This is a genomic window from Methylomarinum vadi (assembly GCF_000733935.1).
Lineage (GTDB): Bacteria > Pseudomonadota > Gammaproteobacteria > Methylococcales > Methylomonadaceae > Methylomarinum > Methylomarinum vadi.
Genome location: NZ_JPON01000001.1, coordinates 2,731,409 through 2,745,516, shown reverse-complemented (window position 1 = coordinate 2,745,516; position 14,108 = coordinate 2,731,409). Strand labels below are relative to the sequence as shown.

General features: G+C 47.4%; 14 protein-coding genes and 1 pseudogene. 5 read left to right on the top strand and 10 right to left on the bottom strand.

What is annotated here, in order from left to right; all coding sequences use genetic code 11:
- Positions 1-3: 3 nt before the first annotated feature.
- The 4 genes from EP25_RS0113640 to yihA all read right to left on the bottom strand — a co-directional run bounded on the left by EP25_RS0113640 (position 4) and on the right by yihA (position 3,594).
- Entirely contained in the window at positions 4-990 is a 987-nt protein-coding gene (locus EP25_RS0113640) for an MlaD family protein (protein ID WP_031434405.1), read from the bottom strand.
- Complete coding sequence (locus EP25_RS0113635; protein WP_031434404.1) at positions 987-1,775, bottom strand: ABC transporter ATP-binding protein; 789 nt, start codon at positions 1,773-1,775, stop codon at positions 987-989. The genes EP25_RS0113640 and EP25_RS0113635 overlap by 4 nt, the downstream gene beginning before the upstream one ends.
- Complete coding sequence (locus EP25_RS0113630) at positions 1,772-2,926, bottom strand: MlaE family ABC transporter permease (protein ID WP_036300588.1); 1,155 nt, start codon at positions 2,924-2,926, stop codon at positions 1,772-1,774. The genes EP25_RS0113635 and EP25_RS0113630 overlap by 4 nt, the downstream gene beginning before the upstream one ends.
- A 71-nt stretch (positions 2,927-2,997) precedes the next feature.
- On the bottom strand, positions 2,998-3,594 hold the full coding sequence (gene yihA / locus EP25_RS0113625; RefSeq protein ID WP_031434402.1) for a ribosome biogenesis GTP-binding protein YihA/YsxC: 597 nt from the start codon (positions 3,592-3,594) through the stop codon (positions 2,998-3,000).
- A 114-nt stretch (positions 3,595-3,708) separates the two neighbouring features.
- On the opposite strand from yihA, the gene EP25_RS0113620 reads away from it, so the two are divergent.
- From EP25_RS0113620 to EP25_RS0113605, 4 genes are all read left to right on the top strand, one after another.
- A complete protein-coding gene (locus EP25_RS0113620; protein ID WP_031434401.1) occupies positions 3,709-4,401 on the top strand; it encodes a c-type cytochrome in 693 nt (230 codons plus the stop codon).
- 320 nt (positions 4,402-4,721) lie between these two features.
- Positions 4,722-5,327, top strand: a complete 606-nt coding sequence (locus EP25_RS0113615) for a thiol:disulfide interchange protein DsbA/DsbL (RefSeq protein WP_031434400.1) — start codon at positions 4,722-4,724, stop codon at positions 5,325-5,327.
- 95 nt (positions 5,328-5,422) lie between these two features.
- Complete coding sequence (locus EP25_RS0113610) at positions 5,423-6,943, top strand: GGDEF domain-containing protein (protein WP_031434399.1); 1,521 nt, start codon at positions 5,423-5,425, stop codon at positions 6,941-6,943.
- A 153-nt stretch (positions 6,944-7,096) separates the two neighbouring features.
- The gene (locus EP25_RS0113605) at positions 7,097-8,380 is read left to right on the top strand and encodes a GGDEF domain-containing protein (RefSeq protein ID WP_084191040.1); all 1,284 of its coding nucleotides are present in this window, start codon (positions 7,097-7,099) and stop codon (positions 8,378-8,380) included.
- A 1-nt stretch (position 8,381) separates the two neighbouring features.
- On the opposite strand, the gene EP25_RS0113600 is transcribed toward EP25_RS0113605, so the two are convergent.
- The 4 genes from EP25_RS0113600 to EP25_RS0113585 form a co-directional block, all read right to left on the bottom strand.
- Positions 8,382-8,930, bottom strand: coding sequence for a DUF2058 domain-containing protein (locus EP25_RS0113600; protein ID WP_031434397.1), 549 nt, complete (start codon positions 8,928-8,930; stop codon positions 8,382-8,384).
- Between the two features lie 300 nt (positions 8,931-9,230).
- Entirely contained in the window at positions 9,231-10,145 is a 915-nt protein-coding gene (locus EP25_RS0113595) for an FAD:protein FMN transferase (RefSeq protein WP_200875033.1), read from the bottom strand.
- 54 nt (positions 10,146-10,199) lie between these two features.
- Complete coding sequence (locus EP25_RS0113590; protein WP_031434395.1) at positions 10,200-11,048, bottom strand: HlyD family secretion protein; 849 nt, start codon at positions 11,046-11,048, stop codon at positions 10,200-10,202.
- A 29-nt stretch (positions 11,049-11,077) separates the two neighbouring features.
- Complete coding sequence (locus tag EP25_RS0113585) at positions 11,078-12,115, bottom strand: biotin/lipoyl-binding protein (protein WP_160172733.1); 1,038 nt, start codon at positions 12,113-12,115, stop codon at positions 11,078-11,080.
- Between the two features lie 552 nt (positions 12,116-12,667).
- On the opposite strand from EP25_RS0113585, the gene EP25_RS0113580 reads away from it, so the two are divergent.
- Complete coding sequence (locus EP25_RS0113580; RefSeq protein ID WP_152555647.1) at positions 12,668-12,898, top strand: hypothetical protein; 231 nt, start codon at positions 12,668-12,670, stop codon at positions 12,896-12,898.
- Between the two features lie 6 nt (positions 12,899-12,904).
- Here the strand turns inward: EP25_RS0113580 and EP25_RS0113575 are convergent, their stop codons facing one another.
- Both EP25_RS0113575 and tnpA read right to left on the bottom strand, forming a co-directional pair.
- Positions 12,905-13,117 carry a hypothetical protein gene (locus EP25_RS0113575; protein ID WP_031434392.1) on the bottom strand — a complete coding sequence of 71 codons (213 nt, stop codon included), beginning with the start codon at positions 13,115-13,117 and terminating at the stop codon, positions 12,905-12,907.
- A 336-nt stretch (positions 13,118-13,453) separates the two neighbouring features.
- Positions 13,454-13,885, bottom strand: a pseudogene (gene tnpA / locus EP25_RS0113565) (IS200/IS605 family transposase).
- Between the last annotated feature and the right edge of the window lie 223 nt (positions 13,886-14,108).

The following is a 14,108-nucleotide window of genomic DNA, read 5'->3' as shown; positions in this document are numbered from 1 at the left end:
GTCTTATTCTTCCTTGCCGGATAACAAGGCTTCCGGATGGCGCTGCAAATAGTCGCTCAAATCCCTGATCGATCGCGTGGCCCGTTGCAATGACCGCAACGTATCGTTTAAGGCGGAATCGGGGCCCACCGTAGCGCCAAAATTTTCCATCGATTGTTGCGTTGTCTGCAAAGCGCTATTGGCCGTCGTCACCGCTTGTTCGACCGCTACCAATAACGGCTTGATCTCGCGGTTAACATTGACAACCAAATCATTGGTGTTATTTAACGTCCGGTCGGTATTCCTGAGCAACCGGTCCAAATTGGCATTCAGGGTTTTGAGGGTTTGATCCATGCCCGCCAGCGTATTTTTCAACATAGCGCTGGATTCCTTGACGTCCACGGACGTCAATAATGTTTTCACCGCCCTTAAGCTTTCGCTGAGATCCTTGATCATTTGTTCCAGCGGCAGATCGCGAATTTTCTCGATCACCTCTTCGGCGACGTTACGGATCTCATCGGTGGTCGTGGGCACTCCCGGCAGTTCCGGCAAATTATGGTAATTCAATCCGGCGTAAACCGGGGCCTTGTCCGGATAAAGATCGAAATCGACATACAACAAGCCGGTCAATAGACTCTGTATTTCCAGGCGGGCCCTAAATCCCGATGAGACTAAATTGTCCCGATATTTGCCGATATCGGACAGGATATGGAGATCCGGTCCCGCCAGGTTGTTCGGATCGATATCGATGACGACCGGTTTGTAGATCTTGGCGGATTTCGGATCGAGCAATAAGGAAATATCGGTCACCTCGCCAATCTTGACGCCCTGCATTTTCACCGGCGCGCCTATTTCCAAACCATTGAGCGAGGAATCGAAAAACACCACGTAACGCAATTTATCGGCATTGAACAAGCTGCCGCCGCCGAAAACAAACATTCCGGCAACCAACAATACCAATGCGCCGAGGGTAAAACTGCCTATCGCCAGAGGACTAACGGGCTTACTCATAAACCATACCTATCTTGTGACGGCTTATGACTATCATGTCCTTTACCCCGGGTCAAAAATTCAATGATTTTGGCGTTTTTCGATTCCCTCAATAGCGTTTGCGGATGCCCGGTAGCCAGCATGGTTTTCGATTCGGCATCGAGAAAAACCGAGTTGGTACCGATGGCGAAAATACTGTCGAGTTCATGGGTGATGACGACGATCGTCGTCTTCAACGTTTGGCTGAGATTGATAATCAAATCGTCCAACATTTTGGCGCTGAGCGGGTCCAACCCGGCGGAAGGTTCATCAAAAAACAGGATTTCCGGATCCAACGCCATCGCCCTGGCCAAACCGGCGCGCTTTTGCATTCCCCCGCTCAGTTCGGACGGATAAAAATCCTCGAACCCCGCTAAGCCCACCAGGGCCAATTTATATGCGACTATGTCGGCGATTTCGACCTTACTTAGCTCGCTGAATTCGGTCAACGGCAAGGCCACGTTTTCGGCCAGCGTCATCGAGCTGAACAAGGCCCCGCTCTGATACGATACGCCGAGACGCTGCAAAATCCTCACTCGCTCGGCATCGCCGGACCGCCAGAAGCTTTGGCCGTCATAAAAGACATCGCCCTGCGCCGGGCTTTTCAGGCCGATCAGATGTTTCAACAAGGTACTTTTGCCGCAACCGCTCCCCCCCATGACGATGAACACATCACCACGATCAATGGTGAAATTCAAATCTTTCTGCACCAGGAAATCACCATAGGTCATGGTCAAATGTTGCACGGTGATATGGGGTGTTTTCATATCTCGAGCTGATTGCACAATAATGTGATCACCGAATCGGCCACGACAATATATACGATACTGTCGACCACCGCCTTCGTGGTCGCGTCACCGACGGCGGATGCACTACGGCCGCTTTGCAATCCGCGTATGCAGCCAGCCGTCGCAATCAGTACCGCGAACACCACGCTTTTCGATAAGCCGATGATAAAATCGGTCAGATCGACCGCCCGTCCTGTCTCGTTATAATACTGCACCAACGACACATCGAAAACGCTGACCGTCACCAATGCCCCACCCAACATGCCGATCAAATCGGCGTACAGACACAATAACGGCATCATCACAATCAACGCCAACATGCGCGGCATGATCAAGAACTCCATCGGAGAAATTCCCATGGTTTTCAAGGCATCGATTTCGTCGTTGACGTTCATCGCCCCCAACTGGGCGGCATAGGCGGCCCCGGTGCGTCCGGTGACGATTACCGCAGTCATCAACGCGCCCATTTCCCGTACCGTTCCCAACCCCACCAGATCGGCAATATAGATTTGCGCGCCGAACATGGCCAATTGCACGGCGCCGACAAAAGCCAGAATCATACCCACCAGCAAGCTGATCAAGGAGACAATGCCCAATGCGGACGGGCCGGCCTCTTGAATGCACAACCACAAATCGACACCGCGAAATCTCGCCTTACCCCGCAACAGGGCATAAACAGCCAACACCATATTGCCGACGAAAATCAGCAATTCGCGAGCATCGGTAATCGCACTTAATAAGCGGTTACCAATTGTTGCGATCAATACCAGGCGCTGCTTAGGCTTGGCTGTCTTTGTCTGGGGCGCCGCCCTGGCCAATTTCAGCAATCCCTGAATGCCGGCTGGAAGCTGGCTGGAATCGACCTTGATTTTCCTGGCTTGACAAAAAACGATGATCTTCAACAGATAAGTCGGCAGTCGGCTGTCCCATTGCCGCAGATCGTCTGCTTGCAACAGCATCCGTCGTGGCGTCCGTTTGTCCAATTCGGCCAATAATCGATCAACCGGCTCGACCTGCGCACCCTGCACCCAACTGCCGCTAAAGCGAATGGCCAAAGTTTCGGCATCGATGTCACTGAAGCCGACATCGCCCGTTAAACCTCGCTTCTTTGCCGCTCCGTTTTTCATCATCGAATGCCCACTAAAAAACCCTAATCTTAATGTCGGATGTCACCAGTTCAGCCATTTTCCAACGTTCAAAACTAAAATCCAAACCATTCATCCAGGACTTGATGAATGTCATCGATGCCGGATTTTTTCAATGCGGAAAACAATTGTAAGGTAATTACGATGCTGGCCTCGCTCAACTCCCGCTGCACCTTCAGCAACGTGTTTTTGGCCGCGCCGTATTTCAATTTATCCGCCTTGGTCAACAAAATATGCAGCGGCAATCCGCTATGTTCGCACCATTGCACCATTTGCCAATCGAATTCCGTCAGCGGATGGCGCACGTCCATGACTAGGACGATGCCACACAGGGCTTTGCGCTCGTGCAGATAGGTTTCCATCATTTTCTGCCATTTTTGCTTCATCGCCACGGGAACCTTGGCATAACCGTAACCGGGCAAATCGACGAATTTTCGCTCGGCGTCGATTTCAAAAAAATTCAGCAATTGTGTGCGGCCGGGTGTCTTACTGATCCGGGCCAGCGAATTTTGTCCGGTCAAGGCATTGATGGCGCTGGATTTCCCGGCATTGGAGCGGCCGGCAAAAGCGATTTCCAGCCCCTCGTCCGCGGGCGCATTTGCGAGATTCGTCGCGCTGGCGACAAAGCGGGCCCGGTGATAAATTGGATTCATCGTGTTCTCGCGTCGAAAAAGTAAATAGAGTAGAATCTAGCCCATTATAACGTCTGGCGCCTGTTAACGGCTGCCTTAATATTGACTACTCATTCCTAAAAAAAGGGGAAGCCGATGATCAAACAACTGCTGACTGTTTCACTCTCTCTGGCATTAACAGGCGCCGTTTCCTTAGCCCATGCCGAGGGCAATGCCAAACAAGGCGAGAATCTAGCTGCCTCATGCGCGGGCTGCCATGGCGAAGACGGTAACAGCATGGTTTCCACCTTTCCCAAATTGGCCGGCCAGCATGAGTCTTATATAGTCAATCAACTGCAAGCCTTCAAAGACGGCAAACGCAATGCGCCGATGATGGCGCCGCTGGCGATGGGTTTGAGCAAAACCGATATGGAAAACTTAGCCGCTTATTACGCCGAGCAAAAAATCGGCGCCAACCAACCGCCGGTGATGGAGCTGGATGAGGACGAAGACGACCTCGACGAAGCGGAACTGGAAGCGGCGAAACAACAGAAACAGGAAGAGCTTGACGGGCTGATGGCCCTGGGTGGCGACTTATACCGTAACGGCGATTTGGAACGCGAAGTTTCCGCCTGTATCGCCTGTCACGGCCCTTACGGAGAAGGCAACAAACCGGCCGCGTTTCCGGCCTTGCGCTCACAACATGCCGATTATCTGATCAAATCGTTGAGCGATTATAAAAAGGGCGTCCGTCAAAACAATCCCGATAATATGATGCACATGATCGCCAAGAAAATGACCGACAAGGAAATTAAAGCAGTGTCCTACCATATTTCGATGATGAAATAATGCCTTCACGCCCTGGCGCATTTGTCGCCAGGGAAACACCACATATAGGAGGTTTTTTTTCGGCCTCATCAAGCTCAGGCTCTCCAATCAGCGCAATGCAAGTTCTGCTTTTAATTTCATTCAGCAAAGCGTAACTTTTTCTGCATACAATATTCCTCCCTGGAAGCCAACGTTCTATTCATCATTTATCGGCAGCCAAGCTATCCTTAGATTACAATTTGAAATAGTTGCGCCAATGCAATAATGTTTGCGTTTAATTTAGCTCTACCAGCGAAACAATACTAACTACTGTACTCTAAGAATTTATGGAGAACTAATACATGCTAAAAAAATCACTGTTGTTGCTTTTATTCACTTTTTCGGCCTGGGCCGCTGCCCAACCTTTGGGCTATGAAAAAATCACGCCGCCCCAACCGACCCAGAACCCCGACAAGGTCGAAGTGATCGAATTTTTCTGGTACGGCTGCCCGCATTGTTACAGTTTCGAGCCGAGCCTGTCGGAATGGCTGAAAAACAAACCGGACAATGTCGAGTTCATCCGCCAGCCTGCCGCTTTCAGCAAACTTTGGGCCGACCACGCCAAGGCATATTTCACCGCCGAGGCGCTCGGCGTCGTCGATAAAGTCCATGCCGACATGTTCGATGCCATTCAAAACAAAAAACAGGCCTTGCGTAGCGAAGATGACTTGGCTAAGTTCTTCGTCGCTCATGGCGTCGATGAAACCGAATTCCGCAACGCCTATAATTCTTTCCTGGTCGACGCCAAGGTACGCCAGGCACAGGCCATGCCGGCCCGTTACGGTATCACCGGCGTTCCCGCGCTTATCATCAACGGCAAATACAAAACCAATGGCCCACTGGCAAAGTCGCAAAGCAATATGATCAAAATTATGAATGAATTGATCGCGCAGGAATCGAAGCTATAAATTGCCGCATTTTCCGTACAGGTGTTGCGCTAGCGTGACACCTGTCTGTCTCCCGCCATTCGCTTGCTTCGAAACAATCCGCCACATCCCGTCTCATGAATTTATTCCAGAGCAATAAAAACACGAGCAAATGGGAGAAGAAATATTTTTCCCTGCTCGACGAGCACGACGCCCAGGCCAAAGTCTATCAGGAAAACGAAGCGCTGCTGTGTAAAACCATCTCCCGGCTTGCCCTTGCCGCGACCGGTTTTCATAAAGAGCTCGATCCTTATTTAGCGCGCATGCGCCAGCAATTAAAAAACGGCCTAAACAGCGACGACCTGAAGCGGGAACTGGAGAATTTTTCCAATGCGCTGATGACTTTCGACGAATCGTCATTGGAAGAAGAAAAATATAATCCGGCATTGCTGATCGAATTTCTGATCCGGCAATATCCAAACAGGCAAACCGAACTGGAACGGCTTTACCATCTTTACCAGGACAAACGCAATGTCGATTTGCAGGATTTGCTGTCGGCTTTGCAAGCAATGATGGACGAGGAACGATCCGTGGTATCGGAAATCCATCAACCGAGCCTGGACGACAAGGCGATCAGAGCACAGTTGATGCGACTACTGGAAAGCACCGAAATCCCGGAAGCATTCGTCGAACAGGCGGAGCAACTGAAAATCCGCTTGCAAAACGTCTCCGAGGACTTACCCTCCATTCTTGATACCGGTTTTACCCTCATGCTTGCCATGAAAAAGCAGTACCAGCTGGAACAACAGGCCATGGCGCAGTTTCTGAGCAACTTGACCGAACAATTAGGCGATATCGGACAGCATGCCACCGGCATGGCGAAAACCGACGATACCCAAGGGGAAAGGAAGAATTTACTGGACCAGTCTTTTTCATCCCAAATCAACGAACTGCGCCAGGCTTCCAAACAAGCCGAACAACTGGAACCCTTGCAGCAATTGCTCAGCTCTCGTCTGGACCAAATCATGGAACAACTTCAGGCACAGCAGCAACAAGAACAATTGGAACACAATAGGCAACGTTTGACTCTGCAACAACTGGCATTAAAAATCCAACGTCTTGAGACCGAATCCCGGGAGCGAACAAACAAATTAACCCAGGCCCGGGAACGAGCCTACCATGATGCGCTGACCGGTCTTCCCAACCGCCTGGCTTACGATGAAAAGTTGACCCTGGAACTGCAACGGCGACAGCGTCGCCATTCACCCTTAAGCCTGGTGATCTGGGATATCGATTTATTCGCCAAAATCAACGAGTCCTTCGGCCAGAAAGCCGGCGACAATACCTTGAAAATCATTGCCCGCCTATTGGCGCAAAACTGCCGGGGAACCGACGTTCTTTCCCGCTTCGGCGGTGATGAGTTCATCATGCTATTACCCGATACTGATGTCCAGTCCGCACAGAGCATTAGCGAAAAACTACGCCGGTTGATCAAGACGACCGGATTCAATTCCAGCGGCAAAAAAATTGCCATTACCCTTTCTTGTGGTATTACAGAATTTGACGACAAGGACACCGGCGATAGCGCATTCAGCAGGGCAAGACAGGCGTTACGCCAAGCCAAAAAGCTTGGCCGCAATCGTTGCATTGTCGGATAATACTTCACCCTAATGTGTAAAATTTTTACTATATTGTTCGCATTGAAAATTCGGTTCTTTGGGTGCCCCCTCGTCCAGTCTCTGCCAGCGGGTAAAGGTATTGAGGGGGAGACCCAATTTTGATGTGTGACGACTATAACAACGAGGTCAATCTTGAAAAACGTCGATGATAGGCTGCTGTACAGGCTGATTGTCCAGTTCTTGATCTTTTCCCAGGGTCAAAAACCGGAACTCGATCCCTATATCGACACGATCAGAAAAAAACTGAAACAAGGAAGTAGCATCACGACGCTTAATGGCGACCTATTGAAATTGTCGAAAGCCATCGACGAAATTTTTACCCAAAATGGTAAAAACCATTCCGTGTCAACCTCCTGCACATCCAAGGAGCATTGCATCAAACGCCTGGAAGAACTGTTGACCGGCATTGACATACCGGTCAAATTTCGACCGCATTGCAAAAGGGTACTGTCGCAGACGAGTCAGGACATGGATGACAATGCATTTGCCGGTTTGCTCGATTCCGCCGTGACCTTGATTATCGACATTAATAAACATGTGCAGGGCGAACAACGCAAAACCGAAGTATTTCTGGAAGACATATCCAAACAATTGGGCCAATTGGATCAACAAACCCGGATGGCCAGCGAATCGAACCTCGCCTCCCATTCCGACCGCGCCTCTTTCAATGCAGCCATTCATTCGGAAATCGACAATATTAAAATCAGCGCCTCCAGCGCCCACGAACTCAATGCCCTGCAAAAAAATATCACTCTGCATTTACAGGAATTGACGAACAAATTGCAAGCCTACAAGCAAGATGAGGATATACGTTTGCGCGATTCGCAGAGACAGTTGCAGGAAATGTCTCATAAACTGCAGAATCTGGAAGAGGAGGCCAATACGCTACGCCACAACCTGAAACGGGCCCATGCGCAGGCTTTTCTCGATTCATTGACCGGCCTGCCCAATCGCCTCGCTTATAACGAGAAAATCGACATGGATTGCAAATTTTGGAAGCGTTACCGTACTCCGACCAGCCTGCTCATTTGGGATATCGACCATTTCAAACAGGTCAACGATGTTTATGGCCACAAGGCCGGCGACAAAACGCTGGCACTGGTTGCACAATTATTACAAAGCAATTGCCGGGAAACCGATTTCATCGCTCGCTACGGTGGCGAGGAATTCGTCATGCTGTTGCACAATGTCAGCGCCAAACAATCCCTGGTAACCGCGGAAAAGATTCGCCGCCTAGTCGCTCATTCCGATTTCCACTATCATGGCGAAAGAGTCCACGTCACTATGTCCTGCGGAATCAGCGAATTTCTTGATGGCGATACAGGCCATGAACAAGCCTTTGAACGGGCCGACCAGGCGCTGTATCAATCCAAGGAAAATGGCCGTAATCGCTGCACCGTATTCCAAGGCGACTAGATCACCACATCAAATCATCGGGGATTTTATAATCCGCATATTCATCTTCCGTAGATGAATCCGAGTCGGCACCAAATAAAACAACCACAGCATCGTCGGCGCAAGCCCCGATTCTCTCGGCGACATCGGCACTCACTACCTCGTATTGCTGTTCCAGCCGGACAATCGCCAGCTTTCCGGCAATGACCTTGTCGCGCATCTCCTTGTTCAGGTAAATCGTTTTGACTTTATCCCGGTCGTTAAAATGATAAGCGATGCCGTCTTCGCCGCTTTCCTGAGGCAAGCGATTCTTTTCCACCAATTGCCTGACTTGATTGGCAATCTGTTGTTGCTCCGCCAGTTGCTGGCGCTGTTCATTCAGTTGCTTATCCTTCGCGGCCTGTTCGGCTTTCTTTTCCTGTAACGCTTGCTTCGTCTCGTCAATGAACTCGAGTTTATTATTACGCTTTTTTTTATTCTGTTTTCGTTTTTCGGCGCGAGCTTGTTTGGCCTTGTTCTCACTGACTAAGCCCGCATTCAACAACTGATCCTGAAGCGATTGATTTTTCATTGTTAACGTCTTGAATAGTTTACCGGTTAGATATGTTTTAGTTTATTCATGGATCTACGATCACTTTGCTAACAATTCCATTGTATAGTCAAATTGTTGCAGAAGAATGGATATTAGGCCTATTTAAGATAATTTGAGAATAATTTTAACTTTTTTAATAGATCAAAGAAGAATCATTCCTCTTTTAGACTGACGGCAAATTACCGCAAGGAATAAGCTTAAACTATCACTTTATATTATGGCATTTTTGCTAATAATCTTACCTTGAAAAGCAAATTGTTTATTCTATTTGATCGATAGTTAAATATATTGTTCTTTCATGTCTGGACTCGAATATCCATAGTTCTCATCAACATCTATCCAGTACGCCCTTAAGCCATTATTTTGCAGCCATTCTTTACCCTCTTCCTCTTTTAACATTGCAATTGTAGAGATACTTCCTGCAACAAGACAATAATCAGCAATGGCAGTTACTGAAGCTAGTCCATTGACAGGCCAACCGGTTTTTGGATTCAGGATATGATTGAAATAACGATTATCAATATTGATACATCGTTCATAATCGCCACTGCTACATATCCCTCCTTGTGTCAACTCAACTCGCTGAATATAATTTGTTTTATCACGAGGATGACGAATACCGATCAGCCAAGGATGGCCACTAGGATGAGGACCGATAATACGTATATCTCCCCCTAGATTGATCAAACCATGCCCAATATCACCCTCTAAACATTTTGTTGCGCATTGATCGGCCGCATATTCTTTCACAATACCACCAAAATCTAATTCCATACCTTCGCATTGGAAAGACAACTCGGGAGATCGCCAACTCACTTTATCCCATCCTACGTGAGTCAATAACTCATCTACATCCTCTTTTTTAGGTAATACTCTTGACTTGAAATCCCAGGCTTTACGTAAAATGCCAGAAGTTATGTCAAACAAACCATCGCTGTAATTGAAACAAGTATCAGCATAATCCAGTAAAGCAGATGTTTCTTGATCAACCTCAATAATCCCTCCAACATTAGCTATCCGATTAATATCTTCCATTATATTTTGTTTTAGATAGCGAGAATAACGTTGTTCTAAACGAATGACAGAATCAATAGCAATCTGCGCAATTTCTCGAGCATGTCGTCTGTTACTCGCGTAAAGCTTCAATTCACAATTAGATCCCATGGCACTGAATGAAAATTCATAACATTCCATTATAATCACCTCTATAACTCCACAACACATAGAAGATCGGCTTGCAGTCGATCATTACCACAAAGCCCAGAATTCTACTTTAAGATAGCGCATCAACCTTCTGCTCAACAACTCCAGCACGGTTCTGTCGCCGCAATAGATCTTGGCATACCCCGTCATTTCCGGCTTCAACAGCAAGTCCTCATTCGCAATCTCCGTACTCACCCGTACGACCTTACGCGCCAGCCCGCTGACATCGTCCATCGCGGTCGGCGCAATAGCGGTGACTTCACCCCGAAACGATCTGTCCGGATAAGCGCGCGCCTTCAAAACCACCGGTTGGCCGATGCGAATCTCCCCGATCTCCTTTTCCGGAATCAGCATTTCGACTTTCGCGCTGTCATAGCGATACACTTCGAGGATTAGGTCGCCTTTCTTCACCAATTGACCCATTTTTTCCCGTATTTTCGGCGTCGTGACGACGCCATCGATCAGACTGACGACAGCAACCCTCTGCAAATCGTTTTGCAAATATTGCCGCTGAATTTGCAAGGCATTGATCACCGCCTCGATCGATTCGATTTCCTCCGGCCTGTTGCCGGCCAGCAATTTCGTTAAATCCGCCTCGGCCTGTTGCACTTCATTTTTCGCCACCGCCAGTTCCTTGCCAATATCGGCATGTTGATAGGCCTGCACCATTCGCAGTTCGGCCTCGGCTTCCTTCAGTTCATTTTGCTTGGTGATGACTTCTTCCTGAACCTGTTCCAGCGTGATCTGCGGAATGACCTGCTTATCGGACAAAGCCTCGATACGCTGCAGTTTCTTTTCCGCGAATTTCAATTGCTCCTGGGCCTTGGTAATCGCTCTTCTCACCTTGGTGACATGGCGAGCATGAATTTGCTCGGCCTCCTGGTCGGCTTTCAACGCATGTTTATAACGGGTTTTTGCCGTCTCTACCTTGCTACGCGCCAGGGCAATTTCTCCTGAGTGGCGCCGGACGTCAACATCTTCAATTGCGCCTCATGTTCGCGGATTTCTGCCTCGATTTTATGCAGTTGCATCAGGTAGTCGCGATCGGACAAATGAACTAGCAAATCGCCTTTATGTACCAAATCGCCTTCTTTGACATGAATTTCATCGATAATGGCCTCGATTTCGGCGCGTATATCGGCGTTATGGAGCGGTTGGATTTCGAATTCGCCGGAGACCGTCAGTTCAACCTTCAGCAACGAAACGAGAACGATAACCCCTAAGGGAACACCGAATTTAATCCACTTTTTGCCGTCGAATGTTCCGTTTCCGTTATTTTTAAATTGAGAGCTGATCCAGAACCCCAACTGTTGTAATTTTTTCCAAAAAATAACCATGATAATGCCGATGAAAATGATAAAACCCGTCCCCTGAAATTGTTCGATTAAGAAAGTCGCCAACAACGAGGCGAGATAACCTAAGATCAATAACGAAAACGAACCAGCCAGTATGCCGTACGCGAGGTAGATAATTTTTTCCCGTTGGGAAACGTGCAATTCGGGAGTATTGCGGAACAATGCTTTAAACCTATAGCCCAAATATTGCAGCGCTTTCGATCGCAGATTGGGAATATCCAGATAATCGCTGAGCATGTAATAACCGTCCAGCTTGATAAAGGGATTGAAGTTCAGCAGGATTCTGACGCCCGATGAACCGATCATGATCAATGCCAGATAATGAACCAGGGTTTCCTCGGCAAACAGACGCCAACAGAATACCGCCAAGGCCCACAACAATAATTCGCAATAGGCGCCGGCGAAAGCGACCCACAGCCGTCTGGATTTTTGCGGGAACAGCCAGGCATCACTGATATTGCAAAAAAATGCCGGCATGAAATAAATCAATAGAAAGCCAATCTCTCGTACCTGACCGCCGAAATATTTACACGCGAGGCCATGGGAACATTCATGCAATATGGCGGTGACAACCAATACCAAACCCAAGGCCCAAAAATTTTCCATGGCCAGTTGATTGCTAATATCCCTTTGTATTTCTTCCTGATTACTGAAGGCGACAAGGCAGGCCGAAATAAAAAATGCGGTAGAGAGAAAAATAAATGTAGGGGTAAAGAGAAAGCCTAATTTACCGGCCAGATAGGCTAAAAGACGATCCGGATTAACAAAATTTACCCTTAGATGAAACCATGTGCCTTTGATGGCTCTTGGTGCCGGTGCACTATTCCGTAAAATTTCGCTTTGCTGCCAGAGCAAGCCGCGCTGTTGCAGACTTGAAACGAATGTTGACAAAGCTTGTTCTGATAAGGTGCTTTCGAATCGTTCTCCTACTTTTTTACAAATATCAGTAGGGCAACTCGCTCCCTTCAATTGCTCGATAATGAAATATTCGACCTCGCCGAATCGGTAAAACTTTCCTGTTTCTGGAATTTTGATAACGTAATACCTTTGACCACCCGTTTGTTGAGGGCTTATGATCAAGTCATCCCTTAATCTAGGTAGTTTTTCCGACATTCATCACCTAGGTTCAGCCCTTTTCAACAATGATTTTAATAAGGCTTGGTTTCTGTTGACATTTTAGTGGAGGCGAAATACTTATTAAAAACGACGCCTTTTAAAGTCAAATCCTATACATTACAAGTCATTGGCGCTTTTGAAAAAGGAACGCAAAAACGCGTTGAAAACAAATTTCCATGTAAAGAGATTTCCTTAGTTAAGGACCTTACCTTTGTAATTAACAAAGGTAAGGCTTTTTTCAAACAAACAGAAGTAATGCTTCCTGAATTTTGAATATGATTACAAAACTTCATGTCCAGGTGTGCTGATTCTCCAGCCACCTTCTATGTCATCCGCTAACGGCCCAAGACGCCCATGAACATCGGCTTGGGGATGTACTTCTGGTTGTACACCGTTTTCATAAGCTGGTTCAGCAGGAGTAATGATTAAATGCGGCGCAATACGTTCTTCCAAATCTTCAATTTTCAAAGTCAGTTCTTGGTTTTTTTTCATTGTTTGTCCTCTGGATTGTACAGTTTTCTGCCCTCGTTAATTCAACGGCAGATGCCATTGAGCTTTTTGGCTCACGTAAATAAACGCAGGTTATATGCCAGAGTTCCATATTGCGGGAGATAAATTGCACCAAAAACCATAAGAACTTGAAGTTAAATAATAATCATTATTACTTATTAATTGTTTAATAATACACTGACTTAATAACACGAGCGGAATAGGCATGCTCCATTATTAAACTATGTTATTTAACAATACTAAACAACCACCCGCTCAAGCGGGTGGGTTCCAATAACGGACTGAAAGTCCGGATACGCGTCGACTAAACGACGCGTCTTAGTCGGGCTCCATCTTGAAATTATCGTTTGGATTAGGTTCAAAGTGATGCTCCAAATATTGCTTTATCATCTCATCAGTCATTTGCCCCACTGTGGCGCAAAAATAACCGCGGGCTCAAAAATGTCGACCCCAATATCGCTTTTTCAAGTGCGGGAACTCTTCGAACAGATAGCTCGAAGTTCGTCCCTTGATTCGCCTCATGATTTCGCTTGGGGCCATAGTCGGCGGCGCACTCACCAAAATGTGCACATGATCTTTGCTCACGACACCTTTGATAATCCGTATCTCAAAGGCTTCGCATGTCTGCCGCACCAAGTCTCTCACTCGTTCGGCTATTTCATCCTTCAGCACTTTATAACGATACTTCGTAACCCAAACAAAATGATACTCAATTTGGTAAACCGTATGGCTGCCGTATCTATAGTCCATCGCCACCTCCTTGGGCAAATTATCGCAGCTAAAGCTGACCGGCTAAAGCCGGTGGTTTAAACCTTATGATGGATAATTAATTACGCTATATCCCGCATTTTGCCATTCTTTTCTTACGCCAAAGGCAGAAAATTATAATTTTTATGTGGCTTTAAGCTTTCATATCAATAACATAAAGTCTTTTAAACTTTCTCCGTCCGACAAAGCAACTGGGTATTTTTTT